The organism is Kribbella sp. NPDC055071, assembly GCF_053608045.1.
Map to the genome: position 1 here is coordinate 91622 of NZ_JBSGUS010000021.1, position 13762 is coordinate 105383.

Here is a 13762-nt window from a genome sequence, read left to right on the forward strand (position 1 = left end):
CGGAATCACAGGTGAGGTCATGTCCGTCACGCACCGCCGCGCCACTGCGGCCCTGCTCGTCCTCGCGCTCAGCACGTTCTCGTACGTGACGATCGAAGTGCTGCCCATCGGTCTACTCACCGTCATCGCCGACGACCTCGGCAAGTCCCGGTCCGAGGTCGGCCTGCTCGTGACCGGGTACGCCGCCGTCGTCGTGATCGCCTCGATCCCACTGGCCCGACTCACGCTGCGACTCCCCCGCCGACTCGTCCTCGGCACCACGCTGGCCGTCCTAGCCGTCTCCACGGGCCTGTCTGCCGTGGCACCGACGTACGAGATCTTGTTTGCCACTCGTCTGATCACAGCGCTCTCGCAGGCGCTGTTCTGGGCGATTGCACCGCCGATCGCGACCAGCCTGTTCGCGCCCGAGCTGCGCGGCCGGGTGGTGGCGCGTCTCGCGATCGGTACGGCGCTTGCACCCGTCCTCGGCATCCCCCTCGGCACCTGGCTCGGTGAGCAGGCCGGCTGGCGCGTCCCACTCGGCGTGATGGCTCTGCTGGGCGCAGCGGCCTGCGCAGGCATCCTGTGGCTCCTTCCACGGGTCGACGCGCAGAACGGCACGTCCGGGCGCGGCAGCGCGCCAAACCGGCGCAGGTACCTCGTAGTCCTGGTCAGCTCGGCCATCGGAGTCACCGGCTTCCTGACCTACAACACGTACGTCACACCGTTCCTGCTGGACATCAGCGGCTTCTCCAGAGACGCGCTCGGTCCGATGCTGCTGGTGAGCGGAGTGGGCGGTCTGGCCGGGACGATCGCCGCGGGCCGCGTTCTCGACCGCTATCCGTGGGGAGCCGTGATCGTGTCGTACGCCGTCCTCAGCGTCGCTCTCGTGAGCCTCTATGCCTTGGGCAAGTCCCAGGTTGCGACGATTGCCCTGATCGCGCTGGCCGGGCTGGCGTTCAGCGGCATGGCCGTCGCGACGCAGAGCCGCACGCTCCAGGTCGCACCGGGCAGCACAGACGTCGCATCGGCGGGCACCAGCTCCGCCTTCAACGTCGGCATCGCCGCAGGCGCGTTCGTCGGTGGCGGCCTGATCAACAGCACCGGCGTCCGCAGCGTCGCGCTGGTCGGTGGTGTGCTCGCGGCTGCCGCCGTACTGGTGCTGCTGACCGAGCCTTTGCTGACCCGTCGGACCCATCTTGACGCGGAGAGCGCTGACCCGAACACTTCCGGGCATGGCTCTCATCCCCGTGCCCGTCGTCCAGCAGGAACTCGAGGGTGAGACATTCACCCTGCGGTCCTGGAACACCATCGGCATCATTGCCGACGCCAACGACCTGGAGTCCGTCCAGAGGGTCGCTGAGCAGCTCGCTGCCCAGCTCCGCCGGACCACCGGCTTCGCACTGCCGGTGGAGTCCGGCACCGGCGCCATCACCCTGTCCCTGAACGGTCCGAGCTCGCTTGAGCTGGAGGGCTACCAGCTACGAGCAGACCAGTCCGGTGTGACCGTTCTCGCCGCCACACCGGAGGGTCTGTTCCGTGGTGTGACCACTCTGCGCCAACTGCTGCCCGCCAAGGCCGACGCGGCGGACGTGCAGGCAGGTCCGTGGCAGATCGCCGGTACGACGATCTCCGATGCACCCCGGTATTCGTACCGCGGTGTCATGCTCGACGTCTCCCGGCACTTCTTCTCCGTGGCCCAAGTGAAGCGCTACATCGAACTGGTCTCGCTGTACAAGCTCAACCGGCTGCACCTGCACCTGTCCGACGACCAGGGCTGGCGGATCCAGGTCGACTCCTGGCAGGAGCTCACCAAGCACGGCGGAAGCTCCGAGGTCGGTGGCGGACCCGCCGGGCACTATACGAAGGCGGACTACGCCGAGATCGTCATGTACGCCGCCGACCATTTCATCACCGTGGTTCCGGAGATCGACACGCCTGGACACACCAACGCCGCGCTGTCGTCGTACGCCGAACTGAACGCCGACGGCCAGGCGACCGAGCTCTATACCGGCACCGAGGTGGGGTTCAGCTCGCTGACGGTGGCCAAGGACATCACGTACGCGTTCCTGGACGACGTGTTCCGGGAGGTGGCCGAGCAGACTCCGGGCGACGTCATCCACCTGGGTGGGGACGAGGCGCACGTGACCCCACATTCGGACTACCTCGCGTTCGTGCCGAAGGCGGCCGAGCTGGTGGTGAAGCACGGTAAGCGGGTGATGGGCTGGCATGAGATCGCCGATGCCGAGCTGCCGGCCGACAGCATCGTTCAGTACTGGGGTACGGACGACGAGCGGGCGCAGGGGCTGGTCCGCAAGGCGGTCGAGCAAGGTGCGGAGGTGGTGATGTCGCCGGCGAACCGCGCGTACCTCGACATGAAGTACGACGCGGACACGCCGTACGGGCTCGACTGGGCCGGTCTCATCAGCGTCGAGAAGTCCTACCGCTGGGACCCGGCGACTCTCGTCCCGGGCCTGGCTGAGAGCGCGGTGATCGGCGTGGAGGCGCCGCTGTGGTCGGAGACGCTCGACGACCTGGCGAAGGTCGAGTACATGACGTTCCCCCGGCTGCCGGGGATCGCCGAGCTGGGTTGGTCGCCCGTCGAGGCGCTGGACTGGGAGACGTACAAGGACCGGCTCGCTGCCCAGGGCGCCCGCTGGGACGTGCTCGGCGTGAACTTCTACCGAGCGCCGGAGATCGACTGGCAGTGAATCGGCCGGCCTGAATCGGCCGGCCTGAATCGACTAGCGGAGATTCAGTGCTTGAGGACCCGGTCGAGGAGCCAGGCTGTGTCCGCGTCCAGGTCCTGCTCGGCGACCGTGTGGTGCGTGGGGTATCCGTCGGGTACGTCACGCACCTCGAGGTCGTAGACGTACCGGTCCGGCTGTGGTTTGCCCGAACCGAGGTCGGCGGTCTCGAGGGCATGCAGCACGGCCTCGAGCCGGTCGGTGTCCGGCTCCGCCTCGGTGTCGACCTCGCCATGGGCCATCAAACCGGCGAAACCGCCGCTACGGGTTACTTTGACGATCAACCGAGTCTCCTTTGCTTCACAGAACTGCGACTCTTGCAACCTACGGGCCGGTTCGCGACACGCCGACACATTCACTCACCATCACCCGCCGTACCGGCGCATTGTCCTTCGTTGCCATCGCGAAAACCCCGCCCAGGAGGGCGAATGGGCAGGTCGGCGCGGGGTTCGGGCCTCGGCCAGGCCCGGCCTGCCCCGAAGCCGACCGGTCACTGAGCGTGGCGGGCGGCGACAATCAGCGACACGTGTTCTCGATCACCCCTTCCCCGTAGCCGCAGATCGGCTACAGTTGTCGCGTTGCACTTTTGGACTCCCACTGACTTTCGCTGTGCTGCATGGCCGGTTCTGTCTTCTGGGGCCTTTCGGCGACACGTGGCCCATGAGGTGTGGGTCGCGGTTTGTTACAAGCCATCAAGGAGATAGACACAAATGGCTGTCGGTACTGTCAAGTGGTTCAACGCTGACAAGGGCTTCGGCTTCATCACCCCGGATGACGGTGGCGCGGACGTGTTCGCGCACTACTCGGCCATCCAGACCTCGGGCTTCCGCTCGCTGGACGAGAACCAGCGGGTCGAGTTCGAGATCACCCAGGGCCAGAAGGGCCTTCAGGCGGAGAACATCCGCCCGATCTGATCCTCGGATCAGCCTTTCTCGAAACTGAAATGAAGGGGCCGCACACTCCGGTGTGCGGCCCCTTCGCCGTACCGGGGCGCCGGTGGCCAACAATGGTCGCGTGAGCGAGAACAATCGGTACCACCGCAGGGACGAGGACGCCGGCGAGCGGCTGGACCGGCAGTGGAACGAACTGCTCCAGGAGCTCCGGCTGGCCCAGACCGGCACGCAGATCCTGTTCGCCTTCCTGCTCAGCATCGCCTTCCAGAACAGGTTCCAGGACGCCGACGCGTTCACCCACGACGTGTACGCCGTCACCCTGGTCGCCTCCGCCCTCGCGGTCGGACTCTTCCTCGCACCGGTCTCGTTCGCCCGGATCGTCTACCGGCAGCGCCTCCGCGACCGGATGCTCCCCATCGCCGGCCGGATGACCGTCGCCGGCCTCGGCTTCCTGGTTCTCGCGATCGCGGGCGGCGTCCTGCTCGCGCTGGACGTCGTACTCTCCCGCTCGGTCGCGATCCTGATCACCGCGATCGTCCTGCTCTGGTTCACGATCTTCTGGTACGCCGTACCCGCCTGGGTGCGGCGTACTAGCGCAGACGCGGAATCACGTCCGTGACGATCTGCTCGAGCGTGTCCTCCGAGCCCGCGTAGACGCCCTCATGGCGCGGCCAGTGCGTAATCACATCGGTGAAGCCGAGTGCGGCAGCGCGGCTCACGACCTCCTCGAAGGCGTCCGGGCTGGACAACGAGTACCGCGCCGAGTCCAGCGCAAGATAGCGATCGAAGGCTCTGCCCTGCAGGACATCGTCCAAGCGGTGGCTGAGATCAGTGACAGCGGTGAACCAGGATTCGAAGTCCGGGGACTTCGGGCCGGTCGTCACCCAGCCTGCGCCGTACTGAACGGCGAGGCGGAGTGATCGTGGTCCGTTGGCCGCCATCACGAACGGCACCCGAGGCTGCTGGATGCAGCCGGGCAGCGTGCGTCCGTTCCGCGTCTCGAAGTACTCGCCCTTGAAGTCGACGCCGTCGGTCGTCAGCAGCTTGTCCAGCAGCTCGACGAACTCCGCGAACCGGTCCACCTTCTGCCGCGGCGATAGATCGGGACCGCCCTGGATGGTCGCGTCGAGGCTGCCACCCGATCCGATTCCACAAAGGAACCGGCCGTCGGAGACATCGTCGATCGCGAGGATGTCCCGCGTCAGCGCCAACGGGTGTCGGAAGTTCGGTGACGTCACGAACGTGCCGAGCTTGATCGTCGACGTGACCAGCGCGGCCGCCGTCAGCGTCGGCGTCGTCCCGTACCAAGGCGAGTCCTGCAGGCCGCTCCAGGTCAGGTGGTCATACGTCCACGCATGATCGAAGCCGAATTCCTCGGCCCGCTTCCACAACCGCTGAGCATCTGTCCACCGGTACTCCGGCAGGATCGTGATCCCGAATCGCATGCCCGCCAGACTAGTCCCGGCGTGGTGTTGGGAACGTCGCCAGGGAGCTGGTGCCGATGCTGCTGAGCCAGACCTTGCCGTCGCGCTCACGGACGCCGGTGGGCATGTGGAAGCTCGGGTGCTTGGCCCGGACGTCGTGCACGAGCGTGCCGGCGTCGTCGTACGCCTGGATCTCGATGATGTCGGCGGCCTTCGGCTTGAGCGCCTCGGGCAACGCCCAGACGGCCTTGCGCAGGAAGGGTTGTTTGGGCAGGAGGAAGTCGAGCAACGCGTTGCGGGGTGAGCCGACCGTCACCCAGATCAGGCCGTCGGAACCGCGGGAGATGTTGTCCGGCAGGCCGGGGATCGCCGCCACCTGCACGGGCTCGGCGTTCTCGACGGTCAGGTCCAGCGAGTAGAGGCCGTACGTCGCGGTCTCGGCCCAGAAGAGGGTACGGCGATCGCCGCTGAGTGCGACGCCGTTCGGAAAGGCCCGATCGGTCACCAGCCGGGTCACCTCGCCGTCCGGCGTCAGGCGGTAGACGCTGCCGGTCGCGGAGTGCTCGAGCAGGTCCGCCATCCACTCCTCGAAGCCGAAGCGCGTGGAGGAGTCGGTGAAGTAGATCGTGCCGTCCGGCAGGACGTCGGCGTTGTTGCAGAAGCGCATCGGCCGGCCGTCGATCTCGGACAGGAGCGTCGCGACGCGGCCGTCCTTGTCGAGCGTCAGCAGGCCACGGCTCGCATCACAGATCAGCACTTTGCCGTCCGGCAGCCACTCCAACCCGAGCGGTCGTCCGCCGGTGTCGGCGAGCGTCGAGATCGACCTGCCGTCGGCGCTGACGCGCAGGATCCGCCCGTCGACGAGCCCGGTCAGCACACTTCCGTCGTCGTCGATCAGCACGTCCTCAGGTCCCTGCCCTGGCAACGCGACCACGTCCACCTCGACCGGCGCCGGCTCCCGGGCCGGCGGCGCGGGCGGCGGAGTCCAGCGAACGGGCGCGATCGACGACTTCATGCCGCAGACCTTAGCGCGCTGCGCCCGCGCGGACACAAACAGCCACAGCCCGGACCGATCATCGATCGGTCCGGGCTGTGGCCAAGTACTGCTAGAAGATGACCTCGCCGCGGGCACGCCGCGCGCGGAGCTTCTCCAGGGCCTCCTCGAGAATCTCGGCCGCCTCCTGCTCGGAGCGCCGTTCCTTCACGTAGGCCAGGTGTGTCTTGTAGGGCTCGATCTTCGGCGGCGGGGGCGGGTTGTTCACATCGGTGCTGGTCGGAAGACCGCACCGTGGACAATCCCACGCCTCCGGGATGGCCGCCTCGACCGCGAACACGGTCGCCGTCTCGTGCCCGTTCGCACAGAAGAACACGATGCGCTGCCGGGGCGCGGTGTCGCCGCGCTCCGCCTCGCCCATCGGGCCGGCACCGACCCGGCTGCCACGAATCGCACTGCCACCACCAGCCACGGGAACCTACTCCCCTCAGCCGAGCTTGTAGAGCAGGCCGAGCGCGACGATGGACGCGAACCAGACCAGACCGATGCCGATCGTGATCCGGTCCAGGTTCCGCTCGGCGACCGAGGAGCCGCCGAGGCTGGACGACACACCGCCGCCGAACAGGTCGGACAGACCGCCACCGCGGCCTTTGTGCAGCAGCACCAGCAGCGTGAGGATAAGGCTGCAGATGATCACGACGATCGAGAAAGCGAGAATCACGAGGAGTAGCCTAACTGAAGGTCCAGGTAACGGCAGATACCGGCGAACTCGTCGGCCTGGAGGCTCGCGCCCCCGACCAGGCAGCCGTCGATATCTGGTTGGGCCATGATGCCACCTGCGCTGGCCATCTTCACCGATCCACCGTAAAGAATCCGTACCGAGTCGGCCACCGACGGTGAGATCGTCTCCTCGAGGCGGCCCCGGATCGCGGCGATGACCTCCTGCGCGTCCTCCGGAGTCGCGACCTCGCCGGTGCCGATCGCCCAGACCGGTTCGTAGGCGACGACGAGCTTGCGGACGTCGTCGGGCTTGAGGCCGGCCAGTGCTGCGTCGATCTGGTTGAGGCAGTGCGCGACGTGGCCTTCGGCCTTCCGCTCCTCCAGACCCTCGCCGATGCAGACGATCGGGGTCAGCCCGGCCTCCAGCGCCTTCGCGGTCTTCGCGTTGACCACCTCGTCGGTCTCGTTGTGGTACTGCCGGCGCTCCGAGTGACCGGTCAGCACGTACGTGCAGCCGAGCTTGGTCAGCATCGCCGCCGAGATGTCTCCGGTGTACGCACCGGCGTCGTACTGCGACACGTCCTGTGCGCCGTACCTAATCTTCATCCGGTCACCGTCGACCAGCGTCTGCACGCTGCGCAGATCGGTGAACGGCGGGAGCACCGTCACCTCGACGCGGTCGAAGTCGTGCTTCTTGTCCTGCAGCGTCCACGAGAGCTTCTGCAGCAGGTGCACGGCCTCGACGTGGTTGAGGTTCATCTTCCAGTTGCCCGCCATCAACGGCGTACGGGCAGCTGTGCTGTCCACCATCGTCAGTCCTCTTCCAGTACAGCGAGACCCGGGAGCTCCTTGCCCTCCAGGTATTCGAGCGACGCGCCGCCACCGGTGGAGATGTGACCGAACGCGTCGTCGGCGAAGCCTAGCTGGCGCACGGCCGCGGCAGAGTCACCGCCACCGACGACACTCAGCCCGTCCACCTCGGTCAACGCCTGTGCCACGGCCTTGGTTCCGCCGGCGAACGCCGCCATCTCGAAGACACCCATGGGACCGTTCCAGAAGACCGTCTTCGCCTCGGCGATCTCGGCCGCGAAGGCCTTGCCGGAGTCGGGGCCGATGTCCAGGCCGAGCTGGTCGGCCGGGATCGCGTCCGCGGCGACCACCGTGGCCGGCGAGTCGGCCTTGAACTCGGGCGCGACAACGATGTCGGTCGGCAGCACGATCTTGTCGGCGCCTTCCTTCAGGTAGCCGCGGACCACGTCGAGCTGATCCTCCTCGAGCAGGCTCTTGCCGACCTCGTGGCCCTGCGCCTTCAGGAACGTGAAGACCATGCCGCCGCCGATCAGCAGTTTGTCGGCCTTGGCCAGCAGGTTGTCGATCACCGCGAGCTTGTCGGACACCTTCGCGCCACCCAGGACGACGACGTACGGGCGGGCCGGGTCCTCGGTCAGCTTCTTCAGCACCTCGACCTCGGCGAGCACGAGGCCGCCGGCGGCGTGCGGCAGCTTGCGGGCCACGTCGTACACGCTGGCCTGCATGCGGTGCACGACACCGAAGCCGTCGCTGACGAAGAAGTCCGCGAGCGCCGCGAGCTCCTCGGCCAGGGACTCACGCTCGGCCTCGTCCTTGCTCTCCTCACGCGGGTCGAACCGCACGTTCTCGAGCAGCAGGACCTCGCCCTCGTCCAGCTCCTGTACGGCGGACTGCGCACTGTCGCCGGTCACATCCGCGGCGAAGTGCACGGTGATGCAGTCGGGCTGCAGGAGCTCGCCGAGCCGCTTGGCCACCGGGGCCAGCGTGAACTCGGGGTTCGGCTTGCCCTTCGGGCGGCCGAGGTGCGCGGTGACGATCACCTTCGCACCGGCCTTGGCCAGCTTCACCAGCGTCGGGACCGAGGCGCGGATGCGGCCGTCGTCGCCGATCACCTCGTCCTTGATCGGAACGTTCAGGTCGGAGCGGACCAGCACCCGCATCCCGGCCAGGTCCCCGAGGTCTTCGATGGTCTTCACAGTTCAGCTTCCTTCAAACCAACGTCCGGAGAGCCGAGGCGGAAGCACCACGGTTCTCCGGACGTGACGGGGTTGGGGATTGTCAGAGCGAGGCGCCGACGTGGTTGACCAGGTCGACCAGGCGGTTGGAGTAGCCCCACTCGTTGTCGTACCAGCCGACGACCTTGACCTGGTTGCCGATCACCTTGGTCAGGCCGGCGTCGAAGATGCAGGACGACGGGTCGGTGACGATGTCGGTGGAGACGATCTCGTCCTCGGTGTAGGTCAGGTAGCCCTTCAGCGAACCCTCGGCCGCGGCCGCCTTGTAGGCGTCCTTGACCTCGTCGACGGTGACCTCACGGCCCAGGGTGACGGTCAGGTCGGTGGCCGAGCCGGTCGGGACCGGGACGCGCAGCGCGTAACCGTCCAGCTTGCCCTTGAGCTCCGGCAGCACCAGGCCGATCGCCTTCGCGGCGCCGGTGGAGGTCGGCACGATGTTCAGCGCGGCGGCGCGGGCGCGGCGCAGGTCCTTGTGCGGACCGTCCTGCAGGTTCTGGTCCTGGGTGTAGGCGTGGATCGTCGTCATCAGGCCTTTTTCGATCGTGAACGCGTCGTTCAGGACCTTGGCCAGCGGGGCGATGCAGTTGGTGGTGCAGGACGCGTTCGAGATCACGGTGTGCTTCTCGGCGTCGTACAGCTGGTGGTTCACGCCCATGACGACGGTGAGGTCCTCGTTCTTCGCCGGGGCAGAGATGATGACCTTCTTGGCGCCGTTGTCGGCGTGCGTCTTGGCCTTGGTGGCGTCGGTGAAGAAGCCGGTCGACTCGATCACCACGTCGGCGCCGACGTCGGACCACTTCAGGTTGGCCGGGTCGCGCTCGGCGAACGCCTTGAAGCTGTGACCCGAGACGGTGATGTCGTCGTCGGTCGCGGAGACCTCGCCGGGGAAGCGGCCCAGGATCGAGTCGTACTTCAGCAGGTGAGCGAGGGTCTGGTTGTCGGTCAGGTCGTTGACGGCGACGACCTCGATGTCGGCACCGGACGCCTGGACGGCGCGGAAGAAGTTACGGCCGATCCGGCCGAAGCCGTTGATACCTACGCGTACGGTCACGGGACTACGTCTCCTCAGATCTAGCTTTCGAGCACTGCCGCTACAGCCCGAACATTAGCCCAACCGCCCACTCGACCAACTGGTAGTGTCCACATCAGACCACCGGTGCACCAACGGCTGTGCCAGACCAGACCACCGGCTGGTCCGCATCGCTCCCGCGTCCACTACCCCACCCATCCGCGTTCCGGACTGCCCAGGCGTGCGTACAGCGGCCTCCGGACACTCCCCGAAGACCGCCGCACGGTGAGACTGGTCCGCTAGCCGAGCCCGAGGGCCGGCTTCGCGGCGGGCGAGCCGACGATGCCTTTCCTGGCACCGTCACCACCCTTGGCGGGCTCGGTGGCACCTCCCAGTGGTGCCTGCCCGCTATTCAGCAGATCGCGCACGAAGGCCACGTCACCGGCCGTCCCGACGCCGACCGCGCCTGCTAGCTGCGACAGCTTCCCGGGCGCATCCCGAACCTCGTTGTCCGGCCAAGCTGACCCGGCCTCGGCCGACCCAGCCGCAACCATCTGGCCTTCCTGATTCCCTTCCTTCTTCTTCTTGTCCGCGGCGTTTCTGTTGTCCATCTTGAGCTGGTTCTCGGTTTTGACGCGCTCGAGATCGTTCTTGGTCTTGTCTTCTTCTTCTTGAGTACCCATCGACCCCTCGGTTTCTCGTCGTCACGGAAACCCCCGTCCGTGCAATCCAAGCAGCGAGGCGATGCCGTCATGGACGGCAGTCGATAACGATCTGGTCAGGCGGGGTCGAGCATCTCCGGGGTCAGGTTGGCCTCGGTGTTGGGGATGTTGAGGTCGGAAGCGCGCTTGTCGGCCATCGCGAGCAGGCGGCGGATCCGGCCGGCCACCGCGTCCTTGGTGAGGGCCGGCTCGTGCAGCTGGCCGAGCTCTTCGAGGCTGGCCTGCTTGTGCTCCAGCCGCAGCTTGCCCGCGACCTGCAGGTGATCGGGTACGTCGTCGCCGAGGATCTCCAGCGCCCGCTCGACCCGCGCACCCGCCGCTACCGCCGCGCGGGCGGAACGGCGCAGGTTCGCGTCGTCGAAGTTGGCCAGCCGGTTCGCGGTCGCGCGCACCTCGCGGCGCATCCGGCGTTCCTCCCAGGCCAGCACGGACTCGTGCGCACCGAGCCGGGTCAGCAGCGCGCCGATCGCGTCACCGTCGCGGATCACCACGCGGTCCACGTTGCGGACCTCACGGGCCTTCGAACCGATACCGAGGCGCCTCGCGGCGCCTACGAGAGCCAGCGCGGCCTCTGGGCCGGGGCAGGTCACCTCGAGCGAGGAGGACCGGCCGGGCTCGGTCAACGAGCCGTGTGCCAGGAAAGCCCCACGCCACGCGGCCACCGCGTCGCACGAAGCCCCGGACACCACCGCCGGCGGCAGCCCACGGACGGGCCGGCCGCGGTTGTCCACCAGCCCGGTCTGTCGCGCGAGCGCATCACCGTCACGAACCACGCGAACGACGTACTTGGTCTGCTTCCGGATTCCGGACGGGGAGATCACGACGACGTCCGACGGGTGCCCGAAGATCTCGGCGATGTCCTTGCGCAACCGCCGGGCCGCGGCGCCGCTGTCGAGCTCGGCCTCCACGACGATCCGGCCCGACACCAGATGCAGACCACCCGCGAACCGCAACACGGAAGACACCTCGGCCTTGCGGCAACAGGGTTTCGTGACCTGAATACTGGTCAGCTCGGACTTCACCTGTGCTGTCATCGCCATAGAGAGCATCCTCCCACCGGTGTCAAAGACCCTCGGGCTCGTCCCATCCTTTCGCTACCCGATTCCGAGGCCGGGCAGTCGACAGGACAGTAGGTCAACTGCCTGTCTCGGTATCTGTTACGGGTTGGTGCAACCTTCCGGCGGGTGGGGCGCGTTCCTTCGGCGAACCTGTGAGGAGGGGCATGAGAGCGCAGGACGAACAAGAGTTCACCGAGTTCGCGGCCACCACGATCCGGCGGCTGCGGCGTACGGCGTACTTGATGTGCGGGGACTGGCATCGCGCTGAGGACGCCGCGCAGGACGCGTTGGTGAGCGTCTACCGGCGCTGGAACCGCATCCAGCGCGCCGAAGGGCTCAACGCCTACGCACAGCGTTGCGTGGTCAACGCCGTACTCGACCAGTCGAGGAAGCCGTGGCGACGGCGTGAGCATCTGAACGACGCCGACGACACCGCCTGGGTCACACCGGACGCGGTGCGACCGGTCGACGACCGGCTGCTGGTCACGCAGGCGCTGGCTTTGCTGTCGCCTAGCCAGCGGGCGTGCGTCGTACTGCGGCACTACGCCGACCTCAGCATCGAAGAGACCGCGGACATCCTCCGGATCAGCCCCGGTGGCGTGAAGAGCCAGACGTCCCGCGGGCTGACCCGCCTTCGCGAACTACTCGAACACGCCGAAAGGAGCGCCCAGTGAGCACCGATATCGAACGCCTCCTGGCCGAGGCCGCAGACGACACCGACCAGCCGATGCACTCCACCGTCGACGACCTGCTGATCAAGGCCCGGCGCTCCGTCCGCCACCGCCGCATCGCCACCGTCACCACCGCCGCCCTCACCACTGCAGTCGTCATCGGCGGCATCGCCACCTGGTCAGGCACGCAGACCCGCGGCGAAGGCCCAGCGAGTACGACGAAGCAGACCATCACTGTGGACAACCGAGGCTTGATCGTCGACAACGAGTCCGGCCTCACGGTCGGCCCGCCGCCGGCAGTGAGCCCGTTGTCCGACGCCGAGGTGCTGGCCCGCTGCAAGCAGTACGACCGGGAGTACGTCGAGTTCCTCACCGAACGCAACGCCAACACCTACGACAAGGCCGGCACGATCAACGCGCGCTGGCAGGTCGTCGTGAAGAGCGGGGACAAGAACCTGCTGGAGGCCATGTTCCTGTCCCCGGACAAGTCGATCGTCTCGACCTGCACTATGGACAGCAAGGGAAAGCCTGCAACCAATGGGCGCATCAGCACCGCCGTGCTACCGGACGTGCAAGGCAAGTCCGATGCCGGTCCCGGCGGCGGTCCGCTGCACCCACCAACCGGCTCGCAGGAGGTGCCTGCAGCCGAGACCGCCGGTCTCCGGGTCCCCACCGACGTGACCCACGTGCTGGTGAACATCGCCGGTGAATCCACTCCTCGGCAGGCTCTGCTCGGTGCGGAGGGGTTCTACACCCTCGGGTACGCGGGCGGGCACCAAGAGCTTCGGGTCGAGCGGATCCGGGGGTACGACGCCACCGGCAAGAAGACGTTCGAGCTCATCCAGACCTCACCCACACCGCCGAAGACCCCCAAGCCTGTCGACCCGAGCGTGACGATCAAGACTGTCGATCCGATCACACCCGAGGTGGTGCTGAGCAAGGATCCCGCGACTGGGAAGGCGCTCGCTGCGGCGACGCCGGTAAGTCCGTTGAGTGATGAGCAGGTCCGTGATCGGTGCGCGTTGTGGGAGCACGAGATCAACACCAACCCGGTGTACGGGCAGAGCGGTGCGGTCAAGGATCCGCGGGACAAGGCCGCCGGACCGATCACGCAGTCATGGTCCGTGGCGCTGAAGACCGGTACCGGGGACAAGTTGACCGCGCTGCTCGTCTCGCCGGATCGCAAGGTGCTCGTCTGGTGCCACATGACGACGCCGACCACCAAGGGCGGCGAGAACGACTTCACCCGGACCGCGGTGAAGGCGGACGGCACCTTCGGCGACGCCTTCCACTTCGGGATGGTGCCCGAGGGCGTCGCGCAAATCGTGGTCGACCTGCCGAAATTCGGACCCACGAAGGCCCTGATCTCCAACGGCTTCTACATCTGGGGCGTCACCGGCGGCAACGACGACATCCAGAACGTCCGCATCCGCGGCTTCGACGCCCAGGGCAAACAGGTCTACAACACAAAACAACAACTCGACGCCAGCTAACCAAGCA

The 13762-nt window shown here is 67.2% G+C and carries 16 protein-coding genes; 6 read left to right on the forward strand and 10 right to left on the reverse strand.

Annotation, left to right across the window (positions count from 1 at the left end; translation table 11 throughout):
* The first annotated feature begins 19 nt into the window (after positions 1–19).
* On the forward strand, positions 20–1261 hold the full coding sequence (locus ACWF4Z_RS30085; protein WP_452246536.1) for an MFS transporter: 1242 nt from the start codon (positions 20–22) through the stop codon (positions 1259–1261).
* Positions 1215–2690, forward strand: a complete 1476-nt coding sequence (locus ACWF4Z_RS30090; protein ID WP_452246537.1) for a beta-N-acetylhexosaminidase — start codon at positions 1215–1217, stop codon at positions 2688–2690. The genes ACWF4Z_RS30085 and ACWF4Z_RS30090 overlap by 47 nt, the downstream gene beginning before the upstream one ends.
* Positions 2691–2734: 44 nt before the next feature.
* Here the strand turns inward: ACWF4Z_RS30090 and ACWF4Z_RS30095 are convergent, their stop codons facing one another.
* Positions 2735–3010 (reverse strand): protealysin inhibitor emfourin, encoded by a 276-nt coding sequence (locus ACWF4Z_RS30095; protein WP_452246538.1) that lies wholly within the window; start codon positions 3008–3010, stop codon positions 2735–2737.
* A gap of 426 nt (positions 3011–3436) precedes the next feature.
* On the opposite strand from ACWF4Z_RS30095, the gene ACWF4Z_RS30100 reads away from it, so the two are divergent.
* Positions 3437–3640 carry a cold-shock protein gene (locus ACWF4Z_RS30100; protein ID WP_012921273.1) on the forward strand — a complete coding sequence of 68 codons (204 nt, stop codon included), beginning with the start codon at positions 3437–3439 and terminating at the stop codon, positions 3638–3640.
* 100 nt (positions 3641–3740) lie between these two features.
* Entirely contained in the window at positions 3741–4238 is a 498-nt protein-coding gene (locus ACWF4Z_RS30105; RefSeq protein WP_452246539.1) for a DUF6328 family protein, read from the forward strand.
* Here ACWF4Z_RS30105 and ACWF4Z_RS30110 read toward each other — a convergent pair.
* From ACWF4Z_RS30110 to whiA, 9 genes are all read right to left on the reverse strand, one after another.
* Positions 4210–5064: an LLM class flavin-dependent oxidoreductase gene (locus ACWF4Z_RS30110; RefSeq protein ID WP_452246540.1), complete on the reverse strand. Its 855-nt coding sequence runs from the start codon at positions 5062–5064 to the stop codon at positions 4210–4212. The genes ACWF4Z_RS30105 and ACWF4Z_RS30110 overlap by 29 nt on opposite strands.
* A gap of 10 nt (positions 5065–5074) precedes the next feature.
* Positions 5075–6058 carry an SMP-30/gluconolactonase/LRE family protein gene (locus tag ACWF4Z_RS30115; protein ID WP_452246541.1) on the reverse strand — a complete coding sequence of 328 codons (984 nt, stop codon included), beginning with the start codon at positions 6056–6058 and terminating at the stop codon, positions 5075–5077.
* Positions 6059–6149: 91 nt separating this feature from the next.
* Complete coding sequence (locus ACWF4Z_RS30120) at positions 6150–6509, reverse strand: RNA polymerase-binding protein RbpA (RefSeq protein ID WP_131515924.1); 360 nt, start codon at positions 6507–6509, stop codon at positions 6150–6152.
* A 15-nt stretch (positions 6510–6524) separates the two neighbouring features.
* Positions 6525–6758, reverse strand: a complete 234-nt coding sequence (secG, locus tag ACWF4Z_RS30125) for a preprotein translocase subunit SecG (protein WP_452246542.1) — start codon at positions 6756–6758, stop codon at positions 6525–6527.
* The gene (tpiA, locus tag ACWF4Z_RS30130; RefSeq protein ID WP_452246543.1) at positions 6755–7567 is read right to left on the reverse strand and encodes a triose-phosphate isomerase; all 813 of its coding nucleotides are present in this window, start codon (positions 7565–7567) and stop codon (positions 6755–6757) included. Before tpiA ends, secG begins: the two co-directional genes overlap by 4 nt.
* Positions 7568–7569: 2 nt before the next feature.
* Positions 7570–8763, reverse strand: a complete 1194-nt coding sequence (locus tag ACWF4Z_RS30135; RefSeq protein ID WP_452246544.1) for a phosphoglycerate kinase — start codon at positions 8761–8763, stop codon at positions 7570–7572.
* 82 nt (positions 8764–8845) lie between these two features.
* Positions 8846–9853, reverse strand: coding sequence for a type I glyceraldehyde-3-phosphate dehydrogenase (gene gap, locus ACWF4Z_RS30140; RefSeq protein ID WP_452246545.1), 1008 nt, complete (start codon positions 9851–9853; stop codon positions 8846–8848).
* Between the two features lie 257 nt (positions 9854–10110).
* Positions 10111–10494 carry a hypothetical protein gene (locus tag ACWF4Z_RS30145; RefSeq protein WP_452246546.1) on the reverse strand — a complete coding sequence of 128 codons (384 nt, stop codon included), beginning with the start codon at positions 10492–10494 and terminating at the stop codon, positions 10111–10113.
* Positions 10495–10589: 95 nt separating this feature from the next.
* The gene (gene whiA, locus ACWF4Z_RS30150; protein ID WP_132403991.1) at positions 10590–11573 is read right to left on the reverse strand and encodes a DNA-binding protein WhiA; all 984 of its coding nucleotides are present in this window, start codon (positions 11571–11573) and stop codon (positions 10590–10592) included.
* Positions 11574–11755: 182 nt separating this feature from the next.
* Here whiA and ACWF4Z_RS30155 point away from each other — a divergent pair, with 182 nt between their 5' ends.
* Positions 11756–12265: a SigE family RNA polymerase sigma factor gene (locus ACWF4Z_RS30155; RefSeq protein ID WP_452246547.1), complete on the forward strand. Its 510-nt coding sequence runs from the start codon at positions 11756–11758 to the stop codon at positions 12263–12265.
* Positions 12262–13755 carry a hypothetical protein gene (locus ACWF4Z_RS30160; RefSeq protein ID WP_452246548.1) on the forward strand — a complete coding sequence of 498 codons (1494 nt, stop codon included), beginning with the start codon at positions 12262–12264 and terminating at the stop codon, positions 13753–13755. Before ACWF4Z_RS30155 ends, ACWF4Z_RS30160 begins: the two co-directional genes overlap by 4 nt.
* Positions 13756–13762 lie beyond the last annotated feature (7 nt).

Bases quoted from the DNA above. Each gene is read 5' to 3' on its own strand.
- whiA (WP_132403991.1), bottom strand. From the start codon at position 11,573: ATGGCGATGACAGCACAGGTGAAGTCCGAGCTGACCAGTATTCAGGTC.
- ACWF4Z_RS30085 (WP_452246536.1), top strand. From the start codon at position 20: ATGTCCGTCACGCACCGCCGCGCCACTGCGGCCCTGCTCGTCCTCGCG.
- ACWF4Z_RS30115 (WP_452246541.1), bottom strand. From the start codon at position 6,058: ATGAAGTCGTCGATCGCGCCCGTTCGCTGGACTCCGCCGCCCGCGCCG.
- ACWF4Z_RS30145 (WP_452246546.1), bottom strand. From the start codon at position 10,494: ATGGGTACTCAAGAAGAAGAAGACAAGACCAAGAACGATCTCGAGCGC.
- ACWF4Z_RS30090 (WP_452246537.1), top strand. From the start codon at position 1,215: ATGGCTCTCATCCCCGTGCCCGTCGTCCAGCAGGAACTCGAGGGTGAG.
- ACWF4Z_RS30110 (WP_452246540.1), bottom strand. From the start codon at position 5,064: ATGCGATTCGGGATCACGATCCTGCCGGAGTACCGGTGGACAGATGCT.
- ACWF4Z_RS30155 (WP_452246547.1), top strand. From the start codon at position 11,756: ATGAGAGCGCAGGACGAACAAGAGTTCACCGAGTTCGCGGCCACCACG.
- ACWF4Z_RS30100 (WP_012921273.1), top strand. From the start codon at position 3,437: ATGGCTGTCGGTACTGTCAAGTGGTTCAACGCTGACAAGGGCTTCGGC.
- tpiA (WP_452246543.1), bottom strand. From the start codon at position 7,567: ATGGTGGACAGCACAGCTGCCCGTACGCCGTTGATGGCGGGCAACTGG.